Genomic DNA, 26,244 nt, shown 5'->3' with positions numbered 1-26,244 from the left:
AATTCACGCCTCTCCACGAGCCAGATCGTCCAGTTTCAGCTGCAGGCCACCGATCGCGGCATCCTGCGAAAGCAGTTCTTTTGCCTTGGAATAGGCGGCATGAGCCTCATCAGGACGACCCAACTTGACCAGGAGATCACCACGCAACTCTTCACGACTGGCGCCGAACGCTTCGACTGCCTCGCCCTTGAGTAGTGCAAGCCCCTCTTCGGCCTTGTCCTGCGCCGCCAGGATGCGCGCGAGACGCTGGCGTGCCAGCTCTTCGAGCGTCCTGTCGGCAGGCTTGTCCAACACACGCCGTAGCTCTGCCGCGGCCTCGTCGAGACGGCCGGTCTCCACCGCTACCTTGGCCACGAACAGGCTGCCGTACTGGGCGTAGTGCGAGCCTGCGAATTCCTTCTGCAGCAGATTGCCCAGACGCGAAACCTCGGCGGTATCCGCCCCATCCTGCTCCAGCGCGACATTGAGCAATTGCTGATAGAGCGCCGAAGCGCCCTGTGCCTGGTTGAGCTGATGTTTCTGCCAGAACTGCCAGCCGAACACCAGCACCAGAGCGAGTAAGCCCCCCAACAGCAAAGGCTTGCCGTTACGCTGCCACCACTCCTTGATTTGCGCCAGCTGTTCTTCTTCGGTACCCGAGGTCACACTGTCACTCCTTACATTCGCTGAATTCAGACCTGTCCGTTCAAGCCAGACAGGCAGCCAGACGCTCGGGTAGAGCATCCCAGGCAATGCTTTGTTGTTCGCTGTCGTCGCGCAGCGGCTTGCAACCTACCACGCGCCCGGCCAGTTCGTCGTCACCCAGAATCAGCGCGAACCGCGCACCGCTCTTGTCAGCCTTCTTGAACTGGCTCTTGAAGCTGCCACCGCCGGCGTTGACCAACAGGCGAAGGCCCGGCAAGACATCACGCAGGCGTTCAGCCAGCGCCAGCGCGGCCAGCTCGGCCGCCTCACCGAAGGCGCAGATGTAGGCGTGCGCCGGCTGGTTGAGCGCCTCGGGGACGAGCTCTAGAGTTCCCAGCAGCAGCACCAGACGCTCTATGCCCATGGCGAAGCCGACACCGGGCGTCGGCTTGCCGCCGAACTGGCTGATCAGACCGTCATAGCGACCGCCGGCACAGACGGTACCCTGGGCGCCCAGCTTGTCAGTCACCCACTCAAACACGGTGCGGCCGTAATAATCCAGGCCGCGCACCAGTTTGGGATTGATCTGATAGGCAATTCCCGCCGCCTCGAGTCGCGCCTTGAGACCGTCGAAATGCGCACGCGACTCGTCGTCCAGGTAGTCGTGCAAGGTCGGCGCATCGACCAGCAATGCCTGGGTCTGGGCGTTCTTGCTATCCAGGATGCGCAGCGGGTTGCTGGTCAGGCGACGCTGGCTGTCCTCGTCGAGCTGCTCGAAATGTTGCTGGAGATAGGCGACCAGCGCGTCCCGGTAGGTTTCGCGTGCTTCGCTGGAGCCCAGGCTGTTGAGCTGCAGCGTGACCGCGTCGGACAGGCCGAGCGACTTCCAGAGTCGCGCAGTCAACACGATCAGTTCGGCATCGACATCCGGCCCCGGCTGGTTGAAAACCTCCACGCCAATCTGGTGGAACTGGCGATAACGGCCCTTCTGCGGCTTTTCGTAACGGAACATGGGGCCGGCATACCAGAGCTTCTGCACCTGACCGCCTCCGGTCATGCCGTGCTCGAGCACAGCACGGACGCAACCCGCCGTGCCCTCGGGGCGTAGCGTCAGCGATTCCTCGTTCCGATCGAGGAAGGTATACATCTCCTTGTCGACCACATCGGTACCCTCACCGATGCCGCGGGCAAAAAGATCAGTAAATTCGAGGATCGGCAGACGGATCTCGCTGTAGCCATAGCTGTCGAGCAGCTGCGCGAAGGTCGTTTCCAGGTAGCGCCAAACCGGCGTCTGTGCCGGCAGAATATCGTTCATGCCACGAATGGCTTGCAGGGACTTGCTCAATTCGGTTCCTTAAATCAGCTACGCACGATCAGCGCGGCATCGTTCTCGACCTTCTCGGCGGCCTTGCGACGAATCAGCTGTTCCAGTTCGTCGACCAGATTCTCGTTGTTCAGCTTCTGCGCCGGCTTGCCGTCGATATAGATGAGGTTGTTCGGCGTGCCGCCGGTCAGGCCGATATGCGCTTCCTTGGCCTCTCCCGGGCCGTTGACGACGCAGCCGATCACCGCAACGTCCATCGGCACCAACAGATCGTCGAGCCGCCCTTCAAGCTCGTTCATGGTCTTGACCACGTCGAAATTCTGCCGCGAGCAGCTGGGACAGGCGATGAAGTTGATGCCACGCGAGCGCAGGCGCAGCGATTTGAGAATATCGAAACCGACCTTGATTTCCTCCACCGGATCGGCGGCCAGAGAGATGCGGATGGTGTCGCCGATACCTTCGGCCAGCAGCATGCCCAGCCCCACCGAGGATTTCACGGTTCCAGAGCGCAAGCCACCAGCCTCGGTAATTCCCAGGTGCAAGGGTTGCTCGATCTTATCCGCCAATAGCCGATACGCAGCCACCGCCATGAACACGTCGGAGGCCTTAACGCTGACCTTGAAGTCGGGGAAGTTCAGCCGGTCGAGGTGCTCGACGTGTCGCAGCGCCGACTCAACCAGCGCCTCGGGCGTAGGTTCGCCGTACTTTTTCTGCAGGTCCTTTTCCAGCGAGCCGGCATTGACGCCGATGCGGATTGGAATACCTCGGTCACGCGCCGCTTCGACTACAGCCCGCACTCGATCCTCTCGCCCGATATTGCCCGGATTGATGCGCAGGCAATCGACACCAAGCTCGGCAACGCGCAAAGCGATCTGATAGTCAAAATGAATGTCTGCCACCAAAGGTAGGTCGACGCGCTGCTTGATCTTGCCGAACGCCTCGGCCGCCTCCATCGAAGGCACAGACACGCGAACGATATCGGCACCGGCATTCTGCAGCCGTTGGATCTGCGCAACAGTCGCGTCGACGTCGCAGGTTTCGGTATTGGTCATGCTTTGTACGGCGATAGGCGCATCGCCACCGACCGGTACGTTGCCGACCCAAATCTTTCGGGTATGACGACGCTTGATGGGGGATTCACTATGCATATTACTGTCCGAGCTTAAAGCGCGCAGTTTCGCCACGCGTTTTGCCTGAGAGACTGACGGCTTCGCCGTTGAAGCTGACTTGCACACCAGAAGCGAAGCCCAGATGAACGTCCAATGGGGTTTTGCCGACCAGGGCGCGACTGGTGCCGGCTTTCCCCAAACCGCTGTAGAGCACTTTACCCTCGGCATCGGTTACCCGGGTCCAGCAGTCCGCCGTGTAATCCAGCGTGATGCGGCCTTCTCCAGTTGCGACAGTCTCGGCGTCGGTCACCGGTGTCGTACCGGTATCGGCCTGCGGAGCAGTGATCGGTGCTTCGCTCGCAGGCACGGCTTCGACAGCCTCCTCGGGCGCATCGATAGGTGCTTCGGCTTCCGGCTGCTCATCCGGCGGCAGGGTTTGTTCATCAGAATCCTGCGCTTCGTCATCCGTCGTTGACGACGTCGAATCGGTCGGCTCGCCGGTGGCGAGCTCAGCGGGCTCGTCGGCACGATCGAGCAGATGAATCTCGGTAGTACCGTCTGCCGCCTCGACCTCGATTCGCTCCAGCGGCGCAACCGCACGACTTGCCTCGTTGCGGGTCGTACGGTCCTGCCACCAGAGAAAAGCGCCTACGGCAATCGCCAGCGTCAGAATCAATGTAAAAAAACGCACCATGCTTCTCGAAAGACGCACGGGCTCGTCGATGTGTCCGAGGCTGTTGACGCTACTGCCAGTCGCATCCGTACCGGTATGCTGGTCGAACTGCTGTACAAGACGGTTCTGATCCAATCCCAACAGTTTTGCATAGGCACGCACGTAACCACGAGCAAAGGTGTGGCCAGGCAGCTGACTGAAATCGCCGGCCTCGATCTGGCTGAGCGAGCGCTCCGACAGATTAAGCTGTTTAGCCACCGAAGAAAGCGTCCAGTTCTTGTTCTCGCGCGCGGTGCGAAGCGTTTCGCCTGGGTTAGTCGAGGTCGGCGCAGCGGCTTCAGAATGTGGCGCTATCATCATTGCTCCGAAAGAAACTGTTGATATTCAGGCGTACCCGGATACAGGCGTTTGAGCTGTAGACCAAGGCTTGCCGCCTGATCTCGGTCCTGATGAATTTTCGCCAGACGAATGCCTAGAAGGAGGCTGCGGGAATTCTGCTCGGAAAGACTGCTGAAGCTATCGTAGTAACGCTTTGCCGGGACATATTGCTTGTCCTCGTACGCCATGACTGCCAGTTCAAGCAGAGCACGTGGCTGTCGGCTGTCGAGACGCAAAGCACGGGTAAAATAGGTTTCGGCCTGCTCGCGCTGCCCGAGCTTCAGGGCAGTCATGCCCATGTTCTGAAAGACATGCGACCGACCGGAATAGAGATTGTCCTCGGCTGCCTTTGCGAAGCGCTCCATGGCTTCCTGATAGCGCTTCTGCTCGAAGAGAAAACTACCGTAGTTGTTCAGAATACGCGCATCGTTGCGGCTGGATAGCGCCTTGCGGTAATGCTCGTCAGCCAGCTGGTTTTCCATCTCGTTCTGGAACACCAGCGCCAGCGCCGCGTGCGCATCGGCACTGTTCGGGTCCAACTCGAGTGCCTTGCGTAGCGGCGTCTTGGCCCGGGACGCCTCGCCTTGCTGCAAATAGCCGATACCCAGCTGAATGTAGGCGTCTCGCGCTTCGTCACGTCCTTCCGAGGTCCGCATGGGATTGCCCGATCCGGAAGATACACAGCCAGCCATAAGGCCGACGAGCAAAAACAGCAGCGCAACGCGCAAGGTCATCAGCATCCCCCTCAGGAACGGTTCGTAACAACAGACGTCGTCGCGGGCTCGGACTGCAGCTCGCGCACCGCGATATAGCGCTCGCTTCGGCGGGTTCGATCCAATACCTGCCCGACCAACTGACCACAGGCGGCATCAATGTCCTCACCGCGCGTGGTGCGCACTGTCACATTGTGCCCGGCTTTATGCAGGATGTCCTGAAAACGACGGATCGCATTGTTGCTCGGCCGCTCATATCCGGAATGCGGAAAGGGGTTGAATGGGATCAGATTGATCTTGCAAGGAATTTTGGCCAACAGCGCGATCATTTGCTCGGCATGCTCGGGCTGATCGTTGATGCCCTGCAAAAGCGTGTATTCGATTGTGAGAACGCGCTTTTCACCCAGATTGGAGATGTAGCGCTGACAGGCGGCCAGCAGCATCTCCAACGGATATTTTTTGTTGATGGGTACCAATTGATCACGCAATGCATCGTTAGGTGCGTGCAGCGACAACGCCAGCGACACATCGATAACCTTGGAGAGTTCCTCGATCATTGGTACTACGCCGGATGTCGAAAGCGTCACTTTTCGTTTGGAAATACCGTAGCCCAGGTCGTCCATCATGATCTGCATGGCGGCCACGACATTGTCGAAGTTCAGAAGCGGCTCACCCATGCCCATCATCACCACGTTGGTGATAGCGCGATCGACCTTCGCCGGTATGGTGCCGAACGATTTATTGGCAATCCACACCTGACCGATCACCTCGGCAGCGGTGAGGTTGCTGTTGAAGCCTTGTTTGCCGGTCGAGCAGAAACTGCAATCCAAGGCACAACCGGCCTGGGAGGATACGCAGAGCGTGCCGCGTCCGCCCTGGGGAATGTAGACGGTTTCCACGCAGCTCCCCGAGGCCACACGTACCACCCATTTACGGGTGCCGTCGGTAGAGATGTCTTCGCTGACAACCTCGGGGCCGCGGATCTCAGCAGAGGCCTTGAGCTTTTCGCGCAAGGCCTTGCCGATGTTGCTCATGGCGTCGAAATCATCGACGCCGAAGTGGTGAATCCATTTCATGACCTGGCCGGCACGAAAACGCTTCTCCCCTATCGAATCGAAGAAGCTTTCCAGCTGAGGCTGGGTCAGCCCCAGCAGGTTTACTTTACCGGTCGTAACAGTCATCTGAATTCACCTTCGCCAAATCAGCGAATGCGGGCACACACTTCGGTGGCGGAGAAGAAATAGGCGATTTCGCGAGCAGCAGAGGCTTCAGAGTCAGACCCGTGAACAGCGTTTTCGTCGATGGAAACGGCGAAATCGGCACGAATGGTGCCCGGAGCGGCTTCTTTCGGGTTGGTGGCGCCCATCAGCTCACGATTCTTGGCAATGGCGTCTTCGCCTTCCAGCACCTGAACGATGACCGGGCCGGACACCATGAAAGCGACCAGATCCTTGAAGAACCCGCGCTCGCTGTGCTCGGCATAGAAACCGCCCGCTTCACGCTCGGACAGTTGGACCATCTTCGAAGCGACGACGCGCAGACCGGCCTTCTCGAAACGGGAAGTGATCTCGCCGATTACGTTCTTGGCGACGGCATCAGGCTTGATGATGGAGAAGGTGCGTTGCAGGGCCATTTGAAAACTCCAGAAAAGGATTGGGTTAAAGCGAACGAGTAAACCCGCGAATTATACGCGGGTCCCGATTGAAATTATAAGAGCGGCTGTACGCCGCTTAGCGCAGAGTCACCGAGAGGCTGTATCGACGTTACATGCATACAGCACTGTCGAAACCGGCCTCTAGGCTTCTTCTATCCAGGCGGCCTGGATGGCTTCGAGGACTTTCTCGCCGCCGCGTTGCGGGTCGTCGGCAAAATCCGGCAACTCGACGACCCAGCGATGCAGCTCGACGAAGTTTACGTAACGGGGATCCACATCCGGCTTACGCTCAGCCAGTTCGATCGCGATGTCCAGCACATCACCCCATTTAAGCGCCATGCTTCACCTCGCCCTCAATGACCTTCGGAGACCTGGTTGATGGTGTATTTCGGAATCTCGACCACCAGATCTACATCCGCAACGGCTGCCTGACAGGACAACCGAGAGCTCGGCTCGAGGCCCCACGCCTTATCCAGCATGTCATCTTCCAGCTCGTCAGAGGCCTCCAGCGACGCAAAGCCCTCACGGATCACCACGTGACAGGTCGTGCAAGCACAGGACTTTTCGCAGGCATGCTCGATATCGATACCGTTTCGCAGCGCGGCATCGAGCACCGTCTCGCCAGGCTGCGCCTCCACTACAGCCCCTTCGGGACAATGGTCGGCATGGGGCAGGAAAACAATTTGCGGCATCTGGGTCATTCCTCGATATCGTTAAGCCGCCGTCCGGCCAATGCAGCCTTGACGGTGGAATCCAGCCTGCGCGCGGCAAAGGCATCGGTAATCTGGCTCAGGCGCTTGACTTGGCGCTCGATCGCCACACCGTCCTGGCTATCGAGCAGCTCCCGCAGAACCTGCATCTGCGACTCGATCGACACACGTTCCTCCTCGCTGAGCAAACGCTCGCCGTCCACCGCCAGAGCTCCCTCGACCGCTTCAATCAACCGTTGCGCATCGACTAGCTGTTCGCGCAGCGCACGGGCCGTTTTGTCTTCGCTGGCCTTGTGAAAGGAGTCTTCCAGCATGCGAGCGATCTCACCGTCAGTCAGCCCGTAGGAAGGCTTCACCTGAATGCTCGACTCAATGCCGGACGCCAGCTCACGGGCAGACACGCTGAGCAATCCGTCGGCGTCAACCTGAAAGGTGACACGAATCTTAGCCGCACCCGCCACCATTGGGGGAATGCCTCGCAGCTCGAAGCGGGCCAGCGATCGACAGTCGGCGATGAGTTCTCGCTCGCCCTGCAATACGTGGATCATCATGGCCGACTGGCCATCCTTGTAGGTGGTGAAATCCTGTGCGCGAGCGACTGGGATGGTGGTGTTGCGAGGGATGATCTTTTCCATCAACCCCCCCATGGTCTCCAGCCCCAGCGACAGCGGTATTACGTCGAGTAGCAGGAGCTCTTCGCCATCCCGGTTGTTGCCCGCCAGGGTCTCGGCCTGGATCGCTGCACCGATGGCAACCACCTGATCAGGGTCAATGTCGGTCAGCGGGTCGCGAGCGAACATTTCGCCGACCCGCTCACGGACGCGTGGCACGCGGGTGGAACCGCCCACCATGACCACCGCATGAACGTCTTCGAGCTCGACAGACGAATCGCGCAATGCGCGCCGACACGACTTGAGGCTACGAGAAATCATTGGGTCGACGAGTTCGTTGAAGGTGGCACGAGTCAGAAGACCCTGCCAACCGGCATAGCGCACCTCTACGGATTCGGCATCGCTGAGCTGCTCTTTGGCGTCACAGGCAACTTTCAATATATCTCGCTGCGCCCCTGGATCGAGATCGTCGGACACACCCGCCTGGGCGAGTATCCAGCCAGCGATGGCATGATCGAAGTCGTCACCACCAAGCGCGGTATCGCCACCGGTAGCCAGCACCTCGAAAACACCCTTGGTCAGGCGCAGGATGGAAATGTCGAAGGTTCCGCCACCTAGGTCATAGATCGCTACGACACCCTCAGCCTCACGGTCCAAACCATAGGCGACTGCAGCGGCGGTAGGCTCGTTGAGCAGACGCAACACGTTGAGATTGGCCAGTCGTGCGGCATCCTTGGTCGCTTGCCGCTGCGCCTCGTCGAAGTATGCAGGCACCGTGATCACCGCGCCGACCAGCTCCCCCCCGAGAACCGCTTCTGCCCGCTCTCGCAGTTCGCGAAGGATTTCAGCCGAAACCTCCACCGGGCTCTTGGCGCCCTGTACCGTCTCGATGAAAGGCATTTGCGATTGCCCTTCGCTGAAGCGATAAGGCAGCTGTCCACCCAATTGCTTCACATCACCGACACCGCGTCCCATCAGGCGCTTGACCGAGAGGATGGTGTTCAACGGATCGCTGGCGGCAGCGCGCTTTGCAGCCCGCCCCACCTCGACGCGATCGGCGCAATAACGTACCGCGGAAGGCAGAATGACCTCGCCGTCGGCATCGGCCAGCGGCGCCGTGACACCACTGCGCAACGCGGCCACAAGTGAGTTGGTGGTGCCCAGATCGATACCAACCGCCAGACGACGCTGGTGAGGTTGCGGGCTTTGTCCGGGTTCAGCTATCTGAAGTAAGGCCATTTCTGTCTGATATCGGGCGCAGCGTCTGGGGCTACGCGTGGTTAGTCGTCGAGGCGCTCTTCTAACTGGCGCACTTCCTGGGAGAGCTTATCGAGGAACTGCATCCGACGCACAAGCCGCTCCGCCTCGGCGCGCTGTGATTCATCCTGCCATATGCGCGCAAACGAATCGTTGAGGTCGAGCTGAGCAGCCTTGAGGCGAACCTTGAAAGACGCGACACCGGCCATATCCGCTTCGTCATGCAGCTCTTCGAGCTCTTCTCGCCACTGCATCTGCTGCATGAGGAAAACAGGATCCTGAACGGTAGCCTCCAGCGGCATCTCTCGCCCCTGCAGCGTCAGCAGATAGCGGGCCCGTCGCGACGGGCTTTTCAAGGTCTGATAGGCCTCGTTCAGATTTGCCGAACGCTCGATGGCATGGCGCTGTTCGGTTTCACCAGCATCAGCAAACCGATCAGGATGGACTTTGCGTGCGAGCTCGCGGTAACGAGACGAGAGCATGTCCAGGTCTATATCGAAGGCAGGCTGCAACTCGAACAGCGCGTAATGACAGGGAGTTCCCACAGCGTCCTCAGATATTGAAGCTCTCGCCGCAGCCGCATTCGCCACGCACGTTGGGATTATTGAACTTGAAGCCCTCGTTCAGCCCTTCCCGGACGAAATCGAGCTCCGTTCCGTCAAGGTAAACCAGGCTTTTGGGATCGATGATGACCTTCACGCCGTGGCTGTCGAATACCGAATCTTCTGCGGCCGCTTCGTCAACGAACTCGAGCACATAGGCCAGACCTGAGCAACCGGTTGTACGAACACCCAACCGGACCCCAAGCCCCTTGCCGCGCCCTTCCAGCGAGCGGCGTACGTGATTGGCGGCGGCGGTCGTCATGCTGATAGCCATCGATACCTCCTTACGCCTGTGGTAACCCTTTCTTCTCACGATAATCGCGAACGGCCGCCTTGATGGCGTCTTCGGCCAACACCGAGCAGTGAATCTTCACTGGCGGCAATGCCAACTCTTCAGCCAGCTGGGTGTTCTTGATGGTTTCCGCCTCTTCCAGCGTCTTACCCTTCATCCACTCGGTCGCGAGGGAGCTGGAGGCGATGGCCGAGCCACAACCATAGGTCTTGAACTTGGCATCTTCGATAATGCCTTGTTCGTTGACCTTGATCTGCAAGCGCATTACATCGCCGCAAGCCGGGGCGCCGACCATGCCGGTGCCGATGGTGGGATCCTCAGCGTCGAACTTACCGACGTTGCGGGGATTTTCGTAATGGTCAATGACCTTATCGCTGTATGCCATGGTGCAATCCTCTTTGAATCAGGCTATGCGGAGCTCGACGGATCGGGTCAGTGGGCAGCCCACTCGACCTGCGAGATGTCGACGCCATCCTTGAACATGTCCCATAAGGGTGAAAGCTCACGCAACTTGGTAACCGCCTCGCTTACTTTCTGCGCGGCGTAGTCGACTTCTTCTTCGGTGGTGAAGCGGCCAAAGGTAAAACGGATCGAGCTGTGAGCGAGTTCGTCGTTGCGGCCCAGCGCGCGGAGCACATAGGAAGGCTCCAGCGACGCAGAAGTACAGGCCGAACCGGAAGACACCGCGAGGTCCTTGAGCGCCATGATCAGCGACTCGCCTTCAACATAGTTGAAGCTCAGGTTCAGATTGTGCGGCACCCGCGAGGTCATGCTGCCGTTCACATACAACTCTTCCAAGTGCTCGACTCGCTTGAAGAAACGGTCGCGCAGCTTGGTGATGCGCTCGCTCTCAGCAGCCATTTCTTCCTTGGCAATGCGAAACGCCTCCCCCATACCCACCGACTGGTGCGGCGCAAGGGTACCCGAGCGCATGCCGCGCTCATGACCACCGCCGTGCATCTGCGCTTCCAGGCGTACGCGCGGCTTGCGGCGTACATACAGCGCGCCGACGCCCTTGGGCCCGTAGGTCTTGTGAGCGGAGAAAGACATCAGGTCGACCTTCATGCTTTCCAGATCGATCTCGACCTTGCCGGTGGACTGCGCAGCATCGACATGGAACAACACGCCGCGCGAACGGGTAAGCTCACCAATGGCGGCGATATCGTTGATCGTCCCGATTTCGTTGTTCACGTGCATGATGGAAACCAGCACGGTGTCGTCGCGCAGCGCGGCCTCGACCATTGCCGGCGTGATCACGCCATCTTCACCCGGCTCGATGTAAGTCACTTCGAAACCCTCCCGCTCGAGCTGGCGGGTCGTATCCAAAACGGCCTTGTGCTCGATCTTGCTGGTCACGATGTGCTTGCCCTTAGAGGCATAGAAGTGCGCGACACCCTTGATCGCCAGGTTGTCCGACTCGGTCGCACCGGACGTCCAGACGATTTCGCGAGGGTCCGCATTGACCAGCTCGGCGACTTGCCGTCGGGCATTCTCGACAGCCTCTTCGGCTTTCCAACCAAAAGCGTGGGAGCGCGATGCCGGGTTGCCGAAATTGCCTTCGGCAGTCAGGCATTCGACCATTTTCTCGGCAACGCGAGGGTCGACCGGTGTGGTAGCGGAGTAATCCAGGTAAATCGGCAACTTCATCAGGTATCTCCTATCAGGCAGGCGCCCTGCTCACTCGACGGCGGACGCTTCGATCTTATCCAGGTGTGCATTCTGACCATTGGCTCGTCGCATATCCTGGCGCAGAGCTACTTCCTGAACCTCACGACGCATCACCAGGTCGGCCAGACTGATACCGCTTAGAAATTCATGGATCTGTTGGCTCAGATCGCACCACAAATGATGGGTCAAACAGGTGTCGCCCGAGTGGCAATCGCCCAGCCCCTGGCAACGGGTGGCATCGACCGACTCATTGACCGCATCGATGACTTGCGCGACTTGAATGCCAGCCATCTCGCGGGAAAGCTGATAACCACCACCCGGCCCACGAACGCTGGTAACCAAGCTCCCACGGCGCAACTTGGCGAATAGCTGTTCTAGGTAGGAAAGCGAGATGCCTTGCCGCTCGGAAATGTCCGCAAGGGACACCGGCCCGTGTTGCGCATGCAGCGCGAGATCGAGCATCGCAGTGACGGCGTAACGGCCTTTGGTAGTCAATCGCATCGGTTCGCACCAAGCATCATGGTTTGGGGCAAGTATGCAATACCCGACTATTTAGATCAACTATAAGACTGATTAAATCACTCGGACTTTAGCCGTACAAGTAACGCAGCTGGTCGGCGAGGCTCTGTCACCCCGCCAGCGAGAGGCGCCTATGATAGCAGCCCACCCCGTCCATCGCACTTCAAGGACGAGGCTCGTCACCCACGTCTTTGACTTCGGCGAAGTCCTCTTCACGCAACTCAGGCATTTGCTTTGCACAGTAATCGCTGCCAAGAGCAGTCAACGCTTGGCACATGCCCTCCATGCGCTCTTCGACAGCCTGAACGTGATCGAGCAACTGGCCGATGGCACGCGCCACTGGATCGGGCATGTCTTCCGTCACCCCATAGGCGTCGAAACCGATCTTCTCGGCGATCGCCTTGCGCTTGGCTTCCTGCTCGTCATTCGACTTGACGATCACGCGCCCAGGGATACCGACCGCGGTCGCACCGGCCGGAACCGCCCGCGTAACCACCGCATTGGAGCCGACCTTGGCGCCCGTCCCCACAGTGAACGGACCAAGAATCTTCGCGCCCGCCCCGACGATCACACCGTCCTCGAGCGTGGGATGCCGCTTGCCCTTGTTCCAGCTGGTACCACCGAGAGTGACCCCATGATAAAGGGTCACGTCGTCACCGATTTGGGCAGTCTCACCGATGACGATACCCATACCGTGATCGATGAAAAAACGCCGTCCAATCTGCGCGCCTGGATGAATTTCGATCCCCGTCAGCCAGCGCGCCAGGTTCGAATTCATACGCGCCAGCCACTTGCAGTCGTTCAGCCACAACCAATGGGAAACCCGATGAAACCAGACAGCATGCAATCCCGGATAGCAGGTAATGACCTCGAATGCGTTACGCGCTGCCGGATCGCGGTGAAAAACGCTCTGGATATCTTCGCGCATGCGTTCGAACATCAATCAGATCTCCGCTTATGGGGTTCGCCGCGGACGGCTTTCTGGGTTTCGGTAAGAATTCCGCGCAGGATATTCATTTCCAACTTGCTGATACCGCTGCGACCGTAGAGCCTGCGCAGGCGAGGCATGAGATGACGAGGCTTCTGAGGATCGAGAAAACCGATCTCAATCAAGGTCTGCTCGAGATGTCCGTAGTAATGCTCGAGTTCGTCTGCGGTGACTGGCTGCACATCGAGCATCGAGGTGGTTTCGAGTTTCTCCTGCTTGCTTGGCTGATTGTTCGCAGCCAGCCATGCCATACGTACCTCATAGGCAATCACCTGCACGGCAGCGGCAAGGTTCAATGAGCTGAACTCGGGATCTGACGGAATATGGACATGGTATTGGCAACGCTGCAGCTCTTCATTGGTAAGCCCTGCATATTCGCGCCCGAATACCAACGCAACCTCCCCGCCCCTCTGAACCTGCTCCACGCAGGCTGACCCGGTTTCGCGCGGATCCAGCAACGGCCAAGGTATGCGCCGATCACGAGCACTGGTACCGAACACCAGACTGCAGCCCACCAAAGCCTCTTCAAGGGTCTCGACCACCTGCGCTGAGTCCAGCACATCAGTCGCACCCGATGCCCGCGCAACGGCATTCGGGCTCGGAAAGTCCTGGGGGTCCACCAGTACCAGGCGAGACAAGCCCATATTTTTCATCGCCCTGGCCGCCCCGCCAATATTGCCGGCGTGACTGGTATTGACCAGCACTACACGAATGTTCTGAAGCGACACTGTTGTTCTCGACAGGAAAGCAAACCGAAAGCTTACAGGAACGCCCGAGGCCTCCGCTATTGCTGTCCCAATGCGCTCCAACCACGTAACACCCGACCAAGCTTTCTGATAGAATTGCCGGCTTTCTTTAAACGACCAGGTATTTGATCGATGCAGCCCATGCTGAATATCGCGCTGCGCGCCGCCCGTAGCGCCGGCGAAATGATTGTTCGTTCCACCGAGCGCCTGGACGTGATCTCGGTTAGCGAAAAGGACGCGCGCGATTACGTCTCGGAAATCGACCGCACCGCAGAGCAGCTCATCGTTGCGGCGCTGCGCAAAGCCTATCCGAACCACGGCATTCTTGGCGAGGAAGGCGGTTTGCTGGAGGGCAGCGGCGATGGCGCGGATTACCTCTGGGTAATCGATCCGCTGGATGGCACGACCAACTTTCTGCGCGGCGTCCCGCATTACGCCGTCAGCATCGCTTGCAAATACCGTGGTCGCCTCGAGCATGCCGTGGTCCTCGACCCGGTGCGCCAGGAAGAATTCACTGCCAGCCGCGGTCGAGGCGCCGCACTCAACGGTCGCCGCCTGCGAGTTAGCACACGCAAGAGCCTGGAAGGCGCACTCCTCGGAACAGGCTTCCCGTTCCGCGACGGCCAGATGGACAACATGGACAGCTACCTGAACATGTTCCGCAGCCTGGTTGGACAGACCGCAGGCCTGCGCCGCGCTGGCGCCGCCAGCCTCGATCTCGCCTATGTTGCGGCCGGCCGCTACGACGCGTTCTGGGAATTCGGTCTTTCCGAATGGGACATGGCGGCAGGCGCGCTACTGATTCAGGAAGCTGGTGGCTTGGTCAGCGACTTCAGCGGCAGCCACGATTTCCTTGAGAAAGGCCAGATCGTCGCCGGCAACACTAAGTGTTTCAAGGCCGTACTGACGGCGATCCAGCCACACCTGACGCCCTCGCTGAAGCGCTAGAAAACGGCTCAAAAAAAACGCCCAGACGGGCGTTTTTTTCTTTTACAGTCAGCTCACTGCTGCGTCAGCACCAATTGGCCGTCGCGAAACGGAATTTTGCTGCCCGGATCCCGATCCATACGAATCTGACCGATCTCTCCGCCGAGATCATATTTGACGTCGTAACCAACGATCTTGTCATGGCTGTCGGTTACCGTATTGCAGCGGGTTTCAGTAGTGGTGTAGGTGTCATTCGCCTGCATACGGCCCTGTACCTGATTACCGGCATAGCCGCCCCCTACCGCACCGACAACGGTGGCAATCTTCTTCCCATTACCTCCGCCGACCTGATTGCCCAGCAAGCCACCGACGACCGCTCCCACCGCCGTCCCGGCAATTCGATTGCTGTCCTGGATGGGCTTCTGCCGCGTGACGGATACCTCTCGGCAAACCTCACGCGGCGTCTTAATAGTTTCCTTGACAGGCTCAACGGCCAACACTTCGGCGAACTTCGGCCCTCGATCAACCAGTGAATAGGTGGCGAATGCCCCGCCAGCAGTGACGACTACAGCACCCAGAACACTACCTACCAGCATCGACTTGTTCATTTAACTTCCCTTCTTCTGGCGGGCCAGGCCCGCTGCGCCCGTTAGTCAGCGCAGCGGGACAGAAGTTCAAAAAATCAAGTCAGGGCAGCTCGTCCACCTCTTCAACGACAGGCGGAATCAGATCGTCACGAGTAAGCTTCAGCCACACCAGCAACATCCCCGCGACATACACCGACGAGTAGGTCCCCGCCCCGACACCTATCAGCAACGCCAACGAGAAGCCCCAAAGATTTTCCCCACCGAAGAACATCAGCGCACCAACCGCCAGCAAGGTAGACACCGAGGTGGCCAGCGTACGCAGCAGGGTCTGCGTGGTTGAAATATTGATATTCTCCAAGAGCTCCGCCTTCCGAAGAACGCGGAAATTCTCACGAATCCGGTCGAAGATCACGATGGTGTCGTTAAGCGAGTAGCCGATTACCGCAAGCACCGCCGCCAAAACAGTCAGATCAAAAGTGATCTGGAACAACGAGAAGACCCCGAGCACCAGTACCACGTCGTGAAACAGCGAAAGCACCGCGCCCAGCCCGAACTTCCACTGAAACCGGAAGGCGACATAGACGAGGATGCCACCGAGGGCGAGCAGCATGCCCAACCCACCCTGGTCGCGAAGCTCCTCGCCAACCGCCGGCCCGACGAACTCGACACGCTTGACGGTGACGGCACTGGCGCCTTCACCACCACGCAATGCATCAGCAATGCGCTCGCTCATCATCGGATCGTCGCCCGGCATCCTTACCAACACGTCGGTCGTGGCACCAAAGCTCTGCACCACGGCGCCGTCGAAGCCAGACCGGGAGAGCTGCGTCCGCACCTGATCCAAGGGCACCGGCTGCTCATAGGACAGCTCGATCAACGTGCCGCCGGTAAAGTCCAGGCCGAAATTCAAACCTTTCACCGCCAAGCTACCGAGCGAGACAAGCGTGAGCAGTACGGTCAGGGCAAACGCCACATGACGCACGCCCATGAAATTGATTACGCGTTTCATCGTGCTAGCCCCTTAAATCCACAACTTCTTGAGATCGCGGCCACCGTAGATCAGGTTGACCATGGCGCGGGTCACGATGATGGCGGTGAACATGGAGGTCATGATCCCGAGCGAGAGGGTGACGGCGAAGCCCTTGATCGGCCCCGTGCCCATGGCGAACAGGATGCCGCCGACCAGCAGCGTGGTCAGGTTGCCGTCTACGATCGCGGAAAACGCCCGGTCAAAGCCTTCATGGATCGCGCGCTGGATGGACATGCCATTGGCAATTTCCTCCCGGATACGCGAGAAGATCAGCACGTTGGCGTCGACCGCCATGCCCATCGTCAGCACGATACCGGCGATACCAGGCAGCGTCAGCGTGGCGCCCAGCATCGACATCAGCGCTGTCAGCACCACCATGTTGAACAACAGGGCAATCGTCGCCAGGACGCCGAAGAACTTGTAGATCAGCACCATGAAAACCGCGACGAAGAGAAAGCCCCACAGCGCAGCCTCGATGCCGAGCTTGATGTTCTCTGCACCCAAGCTCGGGCCGATGGTGCGCTCCTCGGCGAAGTACATTGGTGCCGCGAGCCCGCCAGCACGCAGCAATAGCGCCAATTCGGATGATTCACCCTGACCATCCAGTCCAGTGATACGGAACTGACTACCCAGTGGCGACTGGATTGTCGCCAGACTGATGATGCTTTTCTCTTCCTGGAAGGTCTCGACGCGCGATTCCTGCTCGACGCCGTCGACCATCTTCTTGACATAACGCGTGACCGGACGCTGCTCGATGAAGATCACCGCCATGCTGCGACCAACGTTGTTGCGGGTGGCGCGGTTCATCAGATCGCCGCCATGCCCATCCAGACGAATGTTCACCTGCGGACGGCCATTCTCGTCATAGCTGGCCTGAGCGTCGGTGACCTGGTCACCTGTGATGATCAGGCTGCGCTCGAGCTGTACGGGAGGGCGACCTTCCTCGCGGAATCCGAAGGTCTCAGTTGTCGCGCGTGATGCGTCGGCCTCGGCGGCCAGACGAAACTCTAGATTGGCGGTCTTGCCCAGAATGCGCTTGGCCTCGGCGGTATCTTGCACACCTGGCAGCTCGACGACGATGCGATTGGCACCTTGGCGCTGAACCAACGGCTCGGAAACTCCCAGCTCATTGACCCGATTGCGCACGGTCGTAAGGTTCTGCTTGATCGAATACTCGCGAATCTCCGCCAGCTTGGCCTCAGTAATTGCCAGGCGCAATACATGCTGTCCATTGCGCTCGCTGGAGGTCAGCTCGAAATCGTTGAAGCTCTTGCGGATCAGTGATTGAGCTGCCGAGAGCGCAGCTTCGTCGGCAAACCCGAGCTGCACAGCGTTGTCCGCCTGGGGGAGACTGCGGTAACGAACACGCTCCTTACGCAGCAGGCTCTTGACCTCGCCTTCATAGACGTTCAGACGAGTCTCGATCGCCTTGTCCATATCGACTTCAAGCAGGAAGTGCACGCCCCCCGACAGGTCCAGACCCAACTTCATCGGGCTGGCCCCCAAGTTGCGTAGCCACTCGGGCGTGGTGGGCGCAAGATTGAGCGCAACCACATAAGCATCACCCAGCGCGCGTCGCACGACATCCTTGGCTGGCAACTGGTCGTCCTGGTTGGCCAGCCGTAACAAGCCGCCACGACCCTGCTCGTCCAGGCTCGCCGCTTTGACCTCGATACCGGCCTCCGCAAGCGCCTTGCTGGCACGATCGAGATCGGCGTCGGTGACGTTCAGCGAGGTTGTAGCACCAGTGACCTGAACGGCCGGATCGTCCGGATACAGATTGGGAGCGGAATAGATGAAGGCAATGCCTAGCACTACTACGATCAGCAGGTATTTCCAGAGAGGGAATCTATTGAGCATGACGCAGCCCGTCTAATGACGCGGGGCGCCTTGCGCGCCCCGTCGTTGGTGTTGAGTAGTAGTCAGCTCAGATGGCTTTCAGCGTGCCTTTGGGCAGCGTTGCGGCAATCGCCACCTTCTGGAACTTCAGCTCCACCGAATCGGAAACTTCGATCACGACGAAGTCATCGGAAACCTTGGTGACCTTGCCCGCGATACCACCGGAGGTAACCACTTCGTCACCCTTCTGCAGGCCGCCGATGAGGTTCTTATGTTCTTTGGCGCGCTTGGCCTGAGGGCGCCAGATCATCAGATAAAAGATAACCAGAAAACCAACCAGGAACAGCCACTCGAAGCCACTACCAGCGGGACCAGCGGCAGCCTCTTGAGCGTAGGCGGCGGGAATCAGAAAGCTCATGTAGCACTCCTGTTGCAGAGATCAGTTTAGTTATGGGTTCGTCACGCAAGCGGCGGCGTTGGCAGGCCGCGCTTGGCATAGAAGGCGTCGACAAAGGCCGCCAATGTACCCTGTTGGATAGCATCGCGTAAACCAGCCATCAGAAGCTGGTAATGACGCAAGTTGTGGATTGTATTCAACATGCTGCCCAACATTTCGCCACATTTGTCGAGATGATGCAGATAAGCGCGGGAGAAGTGTTTGCAGGTGTAACAATCGCAACCGGCATCCAATGGCGAGTCGTCGTGTCGGTGTACGGCGTTGCGAATCTTGATCACCCCACTATCAGTGAACAGGTGGCCATTACGCGCATTGCGGGTCGGCATCACGCAATCGAACATATCCACGCCACGGCGCACGCCCTCGACCAGGTCTTCCGGCTTGCCCACCCCCATCAGATAGCGCGGTTTGTCAGCTGGCATCTGCGGTGGAAGGAAATCCAGCACGCGAATCATTTCTTCCTTGGGCTCACCAACCGAGAGCCCACCGATGGCCAAGCCATCGAAGCCAATCTCACACAAGCCCTCCAGCGAGCGCATGCGCAGCGACTCGTGCATGCCTCCCTGAACGATGCCGAACAACGCCGCAGGACTGTCGCCATGCGCGTCCTTGGAGCGGCGCGCCCAGCGCAACGATAGCTCCATCGAGCGCCGCGCCACCTCCTCATCGGCCGGATAAGGCGTGCATTCGTCGAAGATCATCACGATGTCGGAGCCCAGATCTCGCTGCACCTGCATCGACTCTTCCGGCCCCATGAACACCTTGGCGCCATCGACAGGCGAGGCAAAGTAGACACCCTCCTCCTTGATCTTGCGCATCGCCCCAAGGCTGAACACCTGAAAACCGCCGGAGTCGGTCAGAATTGGTCCGTGCCACTGCATGAAATCATGCAGATCGCCATGCGCCTTGATCACCTCGGTACCCGGCCGCAACCAGAGATGGAAGGTATTGCCGAGGATGATCTGCGCACCGATACCCTCTACGTCACGTGGCAACATGCCTTTCACCGTGCCATAGGTGCCCACCGGCATGAATGCTGGGGTTTCTACCGTGCCGCGCGGGAAGGTCAATCGCCCACGGCGTGCCCTCCCTTCGGTGGCGAGCAGTTCGAAAGACATGTGGCAGGTGCGACTCATTGTGAATCCTCGGGGCTACGGGGGGCCGGATTGCGAGTGATGAACATGGCATCACCGTAACTGAAAAAGCGGTAACCCCTGGCGATGGCCTCAGCGTAAGCAGCCATGGTTTCCGGATAGCCCGCGAACGCCGAGACCAGCATCAGCAGCGTTGACTCGGGCAGATGGAAATTGGTGACCAGCGCATCGACCACATGGAAGGGTTTGCCTGGGTAAAGAAAAATGTCGGTGTCGCCGCTGAACGCCTTGAGTATGCCGTTACGCGCAGCGCTTTCCAGCGAGCGCACGCTGGTGGTCCCGACTGCAATCACCCTGCCGCCGCGAGCACGGCACGCCGCAACCGCATCGACCACACCCTGATCGACCTCCAGCCACTCGCGGTGCATATGGTGCTCTTCTATGCGCTCGACTCGCACCGGCTGAAAGGTCCCAGCCCCCACGTGCAGCGTGACGAACGCGCTCTCGACGCCTTTTTCCTTCAGCGCCGCCAATAGTTGCGCATCGAAATGCAGACCTGCTGTTGGCGCGGCGACCGCGCCCGCCCGCTGCGCATAAACCGTCTGATAGCGTTCACGGTCAGCAGCTTCGTCCGGCCGATCTATATAAGGGGGCAACGGCATATGCCCGACGCGCTCGAGCAGGGGCAGTACAGCTTCATCGAACTCCAGCTCGAACAGAGCGTCATGGCGCGCCAGCATCAGCGCCTCCCCACCGCCGTCGATATGAACTTTCGCACCGGATTTGGGCGATTTGCTGGAACGGATATGAGCCAGCACGCGGCGATCATCGAGCACGCGCTCCACAAGCACCTCAACTTTTCCGCCGGTTTCCTTCTGCCCGAAGAGGCGCGCCGGAATGACCCGCGTATTGTTGAAAACCATCAGATCGCCGGGACGCAGATAATCGAGCAGCTCGGGGAAACCACGGTGCTCCAGCCGACCGGTCGGCCCGTCGAGCACCAGCAAACGGCTGGCACGACGCTCGGCCAGCGGGTGGCGAGCAATCAGCGAATCGGGAAGTTGAAAGGAAAAATCGGAAACTTGCATTTGAAAAAGATCAGCGCGGGGCATCGGGGGCGCAAAGCTTAGCGGAAACACCTCAATCTGACCACGCCGGACGATTGACCGACTCGCCTCGCATCCCTATACTGCGCCGCCACTGTGCCTCGATGGCGGAATCGGTAGACGCAGCGGATTCAAAATCCGCCGTTGGTAACAACGTGAGAGTTCGAGTCTCTCTCGAGGCACCATAATCAGACACCACAGGCAGCCGACAGCCTTTGGTACGGGAACCGCACAGCAGTAGCGGCATCACCCACAGCCCATGCTTCATGTATTGGGCAACGGCAACAGGCTCATCGAGCCCAGCTCAGCAAGGCGCCTGCTCCAGTCGTATTGAACGGTTGTGGCGTCGGCGAATCGCCAGAGCGCCCGCAACACCTGAAGAACGTGCCGATAACGGCGGCGCTTGCAGTGGACCACTCCATGACTCCGAGGGCTTGGCATCGCCCGGCGAGTTATCGTAGAGTGTGCCCACTGTGTTTGCATGGGTCGCCGTTGAATCGTGACCTGGTGCAGTAGATCTTCAGATCCGCTACATCCCGTTCGACTCTTTACTCCTTGCAACCAGTCTCCGCCTCCTGCCCGATGCAGGGGCGCTTCTACTATTGAGTTTCAAGGATACAAAGCTATGTCGAATCGTCAGAACGGTACCGTCAAGTGGTTTAACGACGAGAAAGGTTTTGGTTTCATCACTCCCGAGAGCGGTCCGGATCTGTTCGTGCATTTCCGCGCGATCGAAGGCAACGGCTTCAAGAGCCTGAAAGAAGGTCAGAAAGTCAGCTTTGTCGCCGTACAAGGTCAAAAAGGCATGCAGGCTGACCAGGTTCAAATCCAGGAATAAGCCGCTGCTTCGAAGAGCCCCTGATTGCAATATCAGGGGCTTTTTTATGCGCACGATTCCGTAGAATGCGCAGCTGCCTTTTCCATCGAGACGTCTATGCGCAACCATCCGCTTCGCCCGCAGGGGCAGTTTCCTCCGGCCGGCCTGATTCGCCGACTCGCCGCCCTGTTTTACGACTCGTTTCTCTCGATCGCGCTGATGATGGTCGTCACCCTGCTCTACCAGCAGGTAATTCTGCGCTTCTTCTACGGCAGCGAAGGGCTCAAAGCACTGGCGGAATCTGGAGGCCTGGATATCGATCCCGTACTTTCAACGCTCTTGCTATTCACCGTGTTCGCCTTTTTCGCCAAGTTCTGGACACACAACGGCCAGACGCTTGGCATGCAGGTCTGGGGCGTGCGGATACAGAATGTCGACGGAACCGCGATCGATCTCTGGCAGGCACTGCTTCGCTTTCTGATCGCAATTATGTCGTGGCTCGCCCTGGGACTGGGCTACTGGTGGATGCTATGGGACAAACAGCATCGCACCTGGCACGACATGTATTCGGAGAGCCAGGTCGTTCAATTGCCGAAGAACATCCATAAGAAATAAGCTAGAAGCGAAACAAGCAGCGCTGGGTTGACCACCAAGTCGCCCGGCGCCGTCTCCCGACGCCCCTTCGTCGTCCCGCCTTACCGCTCCTACGACCTATTTGGCTTCCTTGCCTCTGGTCCAGCACCCGTAGCGCCTTCCGGCTATCCCGCACGTCGCAGCAACCAGACACCTGCCAACGCACAAATACTGGCCGGCACCGCCACTGCCAACAAAGGCGAGAAACCGAACACTTGACTGGCCGGACCCAGCAGATCCTGCAGAATGCGGAACACGAAACCGACGATCACACCGGTAAAGATGCGCTGCCCGAGCGTCACCGAACGCAGCGGCCCGAAGATGAACGAGATCGCGAGCAGCACCAAGGCCACCGTTACCGCTGGCTGCAGCACCTTGGTCCAGAATGCCAGCCAGTAGCGAGCGTTGTTCAAACCCTGGTCATCGAGGTAATGGATATAGCGCCACAGACCAGTGACGGACAAGGCCTCCGGCTCCATGATCACCGTACTGACCAGCTGCGGCGTCAGCTGTACGTCCCAATGCTCTTCGGCGGCTTTGGCAATCTCGGTATGGTCACCACGGAAATGCGTCGTGGCGACATCACTGAGCAGCCACTCGTCACCGTCGTAGCGTGCCCGACGGGCAAAGCTTGCCGATAACAGCTGCCGCTGCTCGTCGAAACGATAGCGGGTAACGCCGAGCAACAGACCGCCCGGCTGAACCGCGTTGATGTGCACGAACTCATCGCCCTGACGATGCCAGAGCCCATGCTTGCTACTTTGCGCTTCACCTGAACCCTGTGCCGAGGAGCGACTGGCCTGGGCGACATTTTCGCTCCAGGGCGCCACGTACTCACCAATCAGCACGCCGATCAGCATCAGCAGCAGCATCGGCTTCATCACCGCCAGCACGATGCGCCCGAGCGACACTCCGGCGGCCCGCATGACGGTCAGCTCGCTACTACTGGCAAGCGTGCCAAGGCCGATGAGGCATCCGATCAGTGCCGCCATCGGCAGCATTTCGTAGGCCCGCTTGGGCGTCGTCAGCAGCACGTAAACAGCCGCATCCAACGTACCGTAGCTACCTTTCACATCACCCAACTCATCGATGAAGGCGAACAGCAACGCCAGACCGACGATGACGCCGAGCACGGTCAGAATGGCCAGCAGCACATGACTACCGATGTAGAGGTCAAGCTTACGCATGAGCAGCCCCCGCCATGGCGCGACGCTTGTCGATCGCGAGTCGCAACGGTTCCCAGTAGAGCATCAGCATCCCTATAACAAAAAAGACTCCATGCACCCACCAGAGCCCCAGCGCCGGAGGGATACGCCCCTTGTCCAGCGAACCACGGGCAGCAATCAGCAAGGTCAGGTAAGCCATGTACAGGAGAATGGCAGGCAGCAGCTTGAGGAAACGCCCCTGGCGCGGATTAACCTTCGACAACGGCACCGCCAGCAGCGTGACGATGAATACCAGTAACGGCAACGACAGCCGCCATTGCAGCTCGGACTGCAGCCGAACGTTGTCGCTGCCGAGCAATTCGCGGGTAGGCATCGCCTCGCGCTCGCTCACTTCAACGCTGATTTCCGGCTTGGGCAAAAGCACACCGTAAGTGTCGTACTGGATCGCCCGGTAGTCGGCCTGCCCGGGAGTGCCATCATAGCGATAGCCGTTTTCCAGAATCAGGTAACGGCTTCCATCGGGCTGAATTTCCTGGCGACCGCTCTCCGCGACCAACACAGACAGTCCACGCTGCTTGCCCGTCGCGCTGGAACGGTTGGTTTCGGAGATGAAAACGCCGGCCAACTCGGTTCGATCGGCGGTCAATTCACGGGTATAGGTCACGCGAGTGCCGTCGCGCAGGGTCTGAAAGCGCCCCGGAACCAGCGTATCGAACTCGGTCAACGAGTCCTGCTCATTGAGGATGCGATCCACCTCGGCCACACCCTGCGGTGCTAACCCGAGGCTGAGCCAGCCGACCAGGCCAGCAACCAGCGCCGCCGGTGCCAGACTGTAGGCCAGCAGGCGACGCTGACTCATGCCCGTAGCGGAAAGAACGGTCATCTCGCTATCGAGATAGAGCCGACCGTAGGCCAACAGGATGCCGAGAAACAGCCCCAACGGCAGGATTAATTGAAGAAACCCTGGCAGGCGGAACCCCATGATCATCAGCAGCACCCCCGGATCGAGGAGCCCCTGCGCCGCTTGCGCCAGGTATTTGATGAAGCGACCACTCATGATGATCACCAGCAGCACGGCGCTAACCGCGCTCAGGGTGACCAGCAGCTCACGGGACAGGTAACGAAAGACGATCAAACCGGACACTCCAGGGTTGTCAGGCTCCGGCGGCTACGCTCAAACTAGCCGCCAAGCAGCCGGTCCGCCCGCAACAGGACGTTGGACATCACGCAATACGTACCAACGCCCCGGTGAACGAACCACCGGAAAATAAGCCCGGCATTATCCTGCGATTACTTTCGCGTGTCACGGAAAGACGGGTGCGCGAATTCCCTGAGCGTTTTGACATCGCACGATGCCGAAAACCGCTGGCAAACGCATTATGTGGTACAAAAATTGGTACGGAGCGACGTCCTCTCCGGTCGGCTGATAAGCAGCAACCCGCACCCTACTCGGCGGTCTACTGCTCATCGAGCAGCGAGGCGATGCCATGTGCGGACGAATCACGCAGTACCGTTACCCCATCGAATACATGGAGGCGTTGAGGCTTTCGCTAGTCAGCGGAGTGAGCGCCGAGCCGATCGGCCGCTACAACGTGCCGCCGCAGTCTCGGGTCCAACTGCTGCACCAGGACGAGGATGGGCTACGCATGGAACCGGTCACGTGGGGCTACGCACCGTTCTGGGCGAAAGGGAAGCGGCCACCAGCCAAGAACGCGCGCGTCGAGACGGCGGCAACAGGCAAGTTCTTCAAGAGCATCTGGTCAAGTGGCCGGGCCATCGTGCCGGCTGATGGCTGGTATGAGTGGAAGAAGGACGAGGCCAATCCAAAAGTCAAACAGCCGTACCTGATCCGGTTGAAGACCGGCGAGCCGTGTTTCATGGCCGCTATCGGCCAGTTCCAGCGCGGCGGAATGACTGAGCCGAGAGATGGCGACGGGTTCGTGATTATCACCGCATCGAGCGACGTGGGCATGATTGATATCCATGACCGACGCCCTGTCGTTCTATCGGCAGAGTGCGCGCTGCACTGGATGGACCCGGAGCTGTCGCCAGACGAGGCTGAGGAGATCGCACTCGAACACAGCCTCGGCGTAGAGGAGTTCGACTGGTACCCGGTCGATCGAGCCGTAGGAAACGTGCGGAACGAAGGCGCGCACCTCATCGAGCGGATCACCGACCCTGTGCTGTAGCCGCCCGTCTGTCAGCCTCGAAATTCGAATGCCTCGCCTGATACTGTATATAGATACAGTATTGGGTGACCTATGGGCCGGGATATTTCAGCGCCAGAACGAATAGACGCAGCGCTTGAGCGGTGGCAGAGGATGCTCAACGACGCCGAGATGCTGCGCGACATGCCTCGGATTTTCCGCGACAACTTGCTCACACTGACCGAGGACCTGTTTCGCCGGGGCGTGATAGATGCGCTGGAGCGGTTTGATATGGATGAGCTTGCCGAAGCGGCTTATATGCATGAGGCCGAAGAACTGCAGATCCTGCACAGGTATTTCCTGCACGCCGGCTGCTACGGCATCTACCGTGCCGGCGTGCGCATGGGCGAGCTGCGCTCCGTCCGAGTCTATTTCGGCGCTGACACCAGGGACCGGCGACCCGCCGAGTACGACGCCCGGATAGAACGCACCGCCAACGGCCTAGAAGCCATCTGCAAGCACAAGCGTGTACCCATCGGACACGTCGATGGGAAGCGCTACATTACGGCCACG

29 protein-coding genes, 1 tRNA gene and 1 pseudogene are annotated in these 26,244 nt (G+C 59.3%); 6 read left to right on the top strand and 25 right to left on the bottom strand.

The features are described from left to right. Nucleotides 1-3: 3 nt before the first annotated feature. The 17 genes from MCB86_RS17815 to trmJ form a co-directional block, all read right to left on the bottom strand. Entirely contained in the window at nucleotides 4-645 is a 642-nt protein-coding gene (locus MCB86_RS17815) for a tetratricopeptide repeat protein (protein WP_045163141.1), read from the bottom strand. 40 nt (nucleotides 646-685) lie between these two features. Beyond that, on the bottom strand, nucleotides 686-1,969 hold the full coding sequence (gene hisS / locus MCB86_RS17810; RefSeq protein ID WP_239611707.1) for a histidine--tRNA ligase: 1,284 nt from the start codon (nucleotides 1,967-1,969) through the stop codon (nucleotides 686-688). A 14-nt stretch (nucleotides 1,970-1,983) separates the two neighbouring features. Continuing rightward, on the bottom strand, nucleotides 1,984-3,096 hold the full coding sequence (ispG, locus tag MCB86_RS17805) for a flavodoxin-dependent (E)-4-hydroxy-3-methylbut-2-enyl-diphosphate synthase (protein ID WP_239611706.1): 1,113 nt from the start codon (nucleotides 3,094-3,096) through the stop codon (nucleotides 1,984-1,986). Nucleotide 3,097: 1 nt separating this feature from the next. Next, the gene (locus MCB86_RS17800) at nucleotides 3,098-4,087 is read right to left on the bottom strand and encodes a RodZ family helix-turn-helix domain-containing protein (RefSeq protein WP_239611704.1); all 990 of its coding nucleotides are present in this window, start codon (nucleotides 4,085-4,087) and stop codon (nucleotides 3,098-3,100) included. Continuing rightward, the gene (pilW, locus tag MCB86_RS17795) at nucleotides 4,087-4,842 is read right to left on the bottom strand and encodes a type IV pilus biogenesis/stability protein PilW (protein WP_045163285.1); all 756 of its coding nucleotides are present in this window, start codon (nucleotides 4,840-4,842) and stop codon (nucleotides 4,087-4,089) included. Before pilW ends, MCB86_RS17800 begins: the two co-directional genes overlap by 1 nt. Nucleotides 4,843-4,853: 11 nt before the next feature. Beyond that, a complete protein-coding gene (gene rlmN, locus MCB86_RS17790) occupies nucleotides 4,854-6,002 on the bottom strand; it encodes a 23S rRNA (adenine(2503)-C(2))-methyltransferase RlmN (protein WP_239611702.1) in 1,149 nt (382 codons plus the stop codon). A gap of 20 nt (nucleotides 6,003-6,022) precedes the next feature. Further along, the gene (ndk, locus tag MCB86_RS17785; protein WP_021209485.1) at nucleotides 6,023-6,454 is read right to left on the bottom strand and encodes a nucleoside-diphosphate kinase; all 432 of its coding nucleotides are present in this window, start codon (nucleotides 6,452-6,454) and stop codon (nucleotides 6,023-6,025) included. A gap of 162 nt (nucleotides 6,455-6,616) precedes the next feature. Then, entirely contained in the window at nucleotides 6,617-6,814 is a 198-nt protein-coding gene (iscX, locus tag MCB86_RS17780) for a Fe-S cluster assembly protein IscX (RefSeq protein ID WP_045163146.1), read from the bottom strand. Nucleotides 6,815-6,828: 14 nt separating this feature from the next. Beyond that, nucleotides 6,829-7,167, bottom strand: a complete 339-nt coding sequence (gene fdx, locus MCB86_RS17775) for an ISC system 2Fe-2S type ferredoxin (protein ID WP_045163286.1) — start codon at nucleotides 7,165-7,167, stop codon at nucleotides 6,829-6,831. 5 nt (nucleotides 7,168-7,172) lie between these two features. Beyond that, nucleotides 7,173-9,035, bottom strand: a complete 1,863-nt coding sequence (gene hscA / locus MCB86_RS17770; protein WP_239611700.1) for a Fe-S protein assembly chaperone HscA — start codon at nucleotides 9,033-9,035, stop codon at nucleotides 7,173-7,175. 41 nt (nucleotides 9,036-9,076) lie between these two features. Then, nucleotides 9,077-9,598, bottom strand: coding sequence for a co-chaperone HscB (hscB, locus tag MCB86_RS17765; protein WP_239611699.1), 522 nt, complete (start codon nucleotides 9,596-9,598; stop codon nucleotides 9,077-9,079). A gap of 7 nt (nucleotides 9,599-9,605) precedes the next feature. Next, nucleotides 9,606-9,929, bottom strand: coding sequence for an iron-sulfur cluster assembly protein IscA (iscA, locus tag MCB86_RS17760; protein WP_021209490.1), 324 nt, complete (start codon nucleotides 9,927-9,929; stop codon nucleotides 9,606-9,608). A 10-nt stretch (nucleotides 9,930-9,939) separates the two neighbouring features. Continuing rightward, nucleotides 9,940-10,332 carry a Fe-S cluster assembly scaffold IscU gene (iscU, locus tag MCB86_RS17755; RefSeq protein ID WP_045163149.1) on the bottom strand — a complete coding sequence of 131 codons (393 nt, stop codon included), beginning with the start codon at nucleotides 10,330-10,332 and terminating at the stop codon, nucleotides 9,940-9,942. A gap of 47 nt (nucleotides 10,333-10,379) precedes the next feature. After that, nucleotides 10,380-11,594: an IscS subfamily cysteine desulfurase gene (locus MCB86_RS17750; protein ID WP_045163150.1), complete on the bottom strand. Its 1,215-nt coding sequence runs from the start codon at nucleotides 11,592-11,594 to the stop codon at nucleotides 10,380-10,382. Between the two features lie 30 nt (nucleotides 11,595-11,624). Further along, the gene (gene iscR / locus MCB86_RS17745) at nucleotides 11,625-12,116 is read right to left on the bottom strand and encodes a Fe-S cluster assembly transcriptional regulator IscR (RefSeq protein ID WP_045163151.1); all 492 of its coding nucleotides are present in this window, start codon (nucleotides 12,114-12,116) and stop codon (nucleotides 11,625-11,627) included. A gap of 181 nt (nucleotides 12,117-12,297) precedes the next feature. After that, nucleotides 12,298-13,074 (bottom strand): serine O-acetyltransferase, encoded by a 777-nt coding sequence (cysE, locus tag MCB86_RS17740; protein WP_239611697.1) that lies wholly within the window; start codon nucleotides 13,072-13,074, stop codon nucleotides 12,298-12,300. After that, the gene (gene trmJ / locus MCB86_RS17735) at nucleotides 13,074-13,850 is read right to left on the bottom strand and encodes a tRNA (cytosine(32)/uridine(32)-2'-O)-methyltransferase TrmJ (RefSeq protein WP_045163153.1); all 777 of its coding nucleotides are present in this window, start codon (nucleotides 13,848-13,850) and stop codon (nucleotides 13,074-13,076) included. The genes cysE and trmJ overlap by 1 nt, the downstream gene beginning before the upstream one ends. A gap of 150 nt (nucleotides 13,851-14,000) precedes the next feature. Between trmJ and suhB the strand changes: the two genes are divergently transcribed. After that, nucleotides 14,001-14,816: an inositol-phosphate phosphatase gene (suhB, locus tag MCB86_RS17730; protein WP_025242617.1), complete on the top strand. Its 816-nt coding sequence runs from the start codon at nucleotides 14,001-14,003 to the stop codon at nucleotides 14,814-14,816. 53 nt (nucleotides 14,817-14,869) lie between these two features. On the opposite strand, the gene MCB86_RS17725 is transcribed toward suhB, so the two are convergent. The 6 genes from MCB86_RS17725 to queA all read right to left on the bottom strand — a co-directional run bounded on the left by MCB86_RS17725 (nucleotide 14,870) and on the right by queA (nucleotide 20,890). After that, nucleotides 14,870-15,403 (bottom strand): glycine zipper 2TM domain-containing protein, encoded by a 534-nt coding sequence (locus tag MCB86_RS17725; RefSeq protein WP_045163154.1) that lies wholly within the window; start codon nucleotides 15,401-15,403, stop codon nucleotides 14,870-14,872. Between the two features lie 79 nt (nucleotides 15,404-15,482). Continuing rightward, nucleotides 15,483-16,391 carry a protein translocase subunit SecF gene (secF, locus tag MCB86_RS17720; protein WP_239611695.1) on the bottom strand — a complete coding sequence of 303 codons (909 nt, stop codon included), beginning with the start codon at nucleotides 16,389-16,391 and terminating at the stop codon, nucleotides 15,483-15,485. Between the two features lie 12 nt (nucleotides 16,392-16,403). After that, nucleotides 16,404-18,272 (bottom strand): protein translocase subunit SecD, encoded by a 1,869-nt coding sequence (secD, locus tag MCB86_RS17715; RefSeq protein ID WP_045163156.1) that lies wholly within the window; start codon nucleotides 18,270-18,272, stop codon nucleotides 16,404-16,406. A gap of 67 nt (nucleotides 18,273-18,339) precedes the next feature. Further along, nucleotides 18,340-18,669, bottom strand: a complete 330-nt coding sequence (yajC, locus tag MCB86_RS17710) for a preprotein translocase subunit YajC (RefSeq protein WP_021209500.1) — start codon at nucleotides 18,667-18,669, stop codon at nucleotides 18,340-18,342. A 41-nt stretch (nucleotides 18,670-18,710) separates the two neighbouring features. Next, on the bottom strand, nucleotides 18,711-19,826 hold the full coding sequence (tgt, locus tag MCB86_RS17705) for a tRNA guanosine(34) transglycosylase Tgt (RefSeq protein WP_196298686.1): 1,116 nt from the start codon (nucleotides 19,824-19,826) through the stop codon (nucleotides 18,711-18,713). Between the two features lie 14 nt (nucleotides 19,827-19,840). Continuing rightward, nucleotides 19,841-20,890: a tRNA preQ1(34) S-adenosylmethionine ribosyltransferase-isomerase QueA gene (gene queA / locus MCB86_RS17700; protein WP_239611694.1), complete on the bottom strand. Its 1,050-nt coding sequence runs from the start codon at nucleotides 20,888-20,890 to the stop codon at nucleotides 19,841-19,843. A gap of 116 nt (nucleotides 20,891-21,006) precedes the next feature. On the opposite strand from queA, the gene MCB86_RS17695 reads away from it, so the two are divergent. The 3 genes from MCB86_RS17695 (at nucleotide 21,007) to MCB86_RS17685 (ending at nucleotide 22,340) form a co-directional block, all read left to right on the top strand. Further along, nucleotides 21,007-21,093 (top strand) — tRNA-Leu (locus tag MCB86_RS17695). A gap of 440 nt (nucleotides 21,094-21,533) precedes the next feature. Further along, nucleotides 21,534-21,746: a cold-shock protein gene (locus tag MCB86_RS17690; RefSeq protein ID WP_003284681.1), complete on the top strand. Its 213-nt coding sequence runs from the start codon at nucleotides 21,534-21,536 to the stop codon at nucleotides 21,744-21,746. A gap of 96 nt (nucleotides 21,747-21,842) precedes the next feature. After that, on the top strand, nucleotides 21,843-22,340 hold the full coding sequence (locus tag MCB86_RS17685; RefSeq protein ID WP_045163158.1) for an RDD family protein: 498 nt from the start codon (nucleotides 21,843-21,845) through the stop codon (nucleotides 22,338-22,340). A gap of 143 nt (nucleotides 22,341-22,483) precedes the next feature. On the opposite strand, the gene lptG is transcribed toward MCB86_RS17685, so the two are convergent. Beyond that, a complete protein-coding gene (lptG, locus tag MCB86_RS17680) occupies nucleotides 22,484-23,545 on the bottom strand; it encodes an LPS export ABC transporter permease LptG (protein ID WP_239611692.1) in 1,062 nt (353 codons plus the stop codon). Continuing rightward, the gene (gene lptF / locus MCB86_RS17675) at nucleotides 23,538-24,659 is read right to left on the bottom strand and encodes an LPS export ABC transporter permease LptF (RefSeq protein ID WP_239611691.1); all 1,122 of its coding nucleotides are present in this window, start codon (nucleotides 24,657-24,659) and stop codon (nucleotides 23,538-23,540) included. The genes lptG and lptF overlap by 8 nt, the downstream gene beginning before the upstream one ends. A gap of 352 nt (nucleotides 24,660-25,011) precedes the next feature. Between lptF and MCB86_RS17670 the strand changes: the two genes are divergently transcribed. Together MCB86_RS17670 and MCB86_RS17665 are read left to right on the top strand one after the other, a co-directional pair. Further along, nucleotides 25,012-25,713, top strand: coding sequence for an SOS response-associated peptidase family protein (locus tag MCB86_RS17670; RefSeq protein WP_239611689.1), 702 nt, complete (start codon nucleotides 25,012-25,014; stop codon nucleotides 25,711-25,713). A 132-nt stretch (nucleotides 25,714-25,845) separates the two neighbouring features. After that, nucleotides 25,846-26,244, top strand: a pseudogene (locus tag MCB86_RS17665) (hypothetical protein); the annotation flags it as partial.

It is taken from the genome of Pseudomonas sp. KSR10, assembly GCF_022355455.1.
GTDB classification, from domain to species: domain Bacteria; phylum Pseudomonadota; class Gammaproteobacteria; order Pseudomonadales; family Pseudomonadaceae; genus Stutzerimonas; species Stutzerimonas stutzeri_E.
This window is presented reverse-complemented; position numbering and strand designations above follow the sequence as displayed.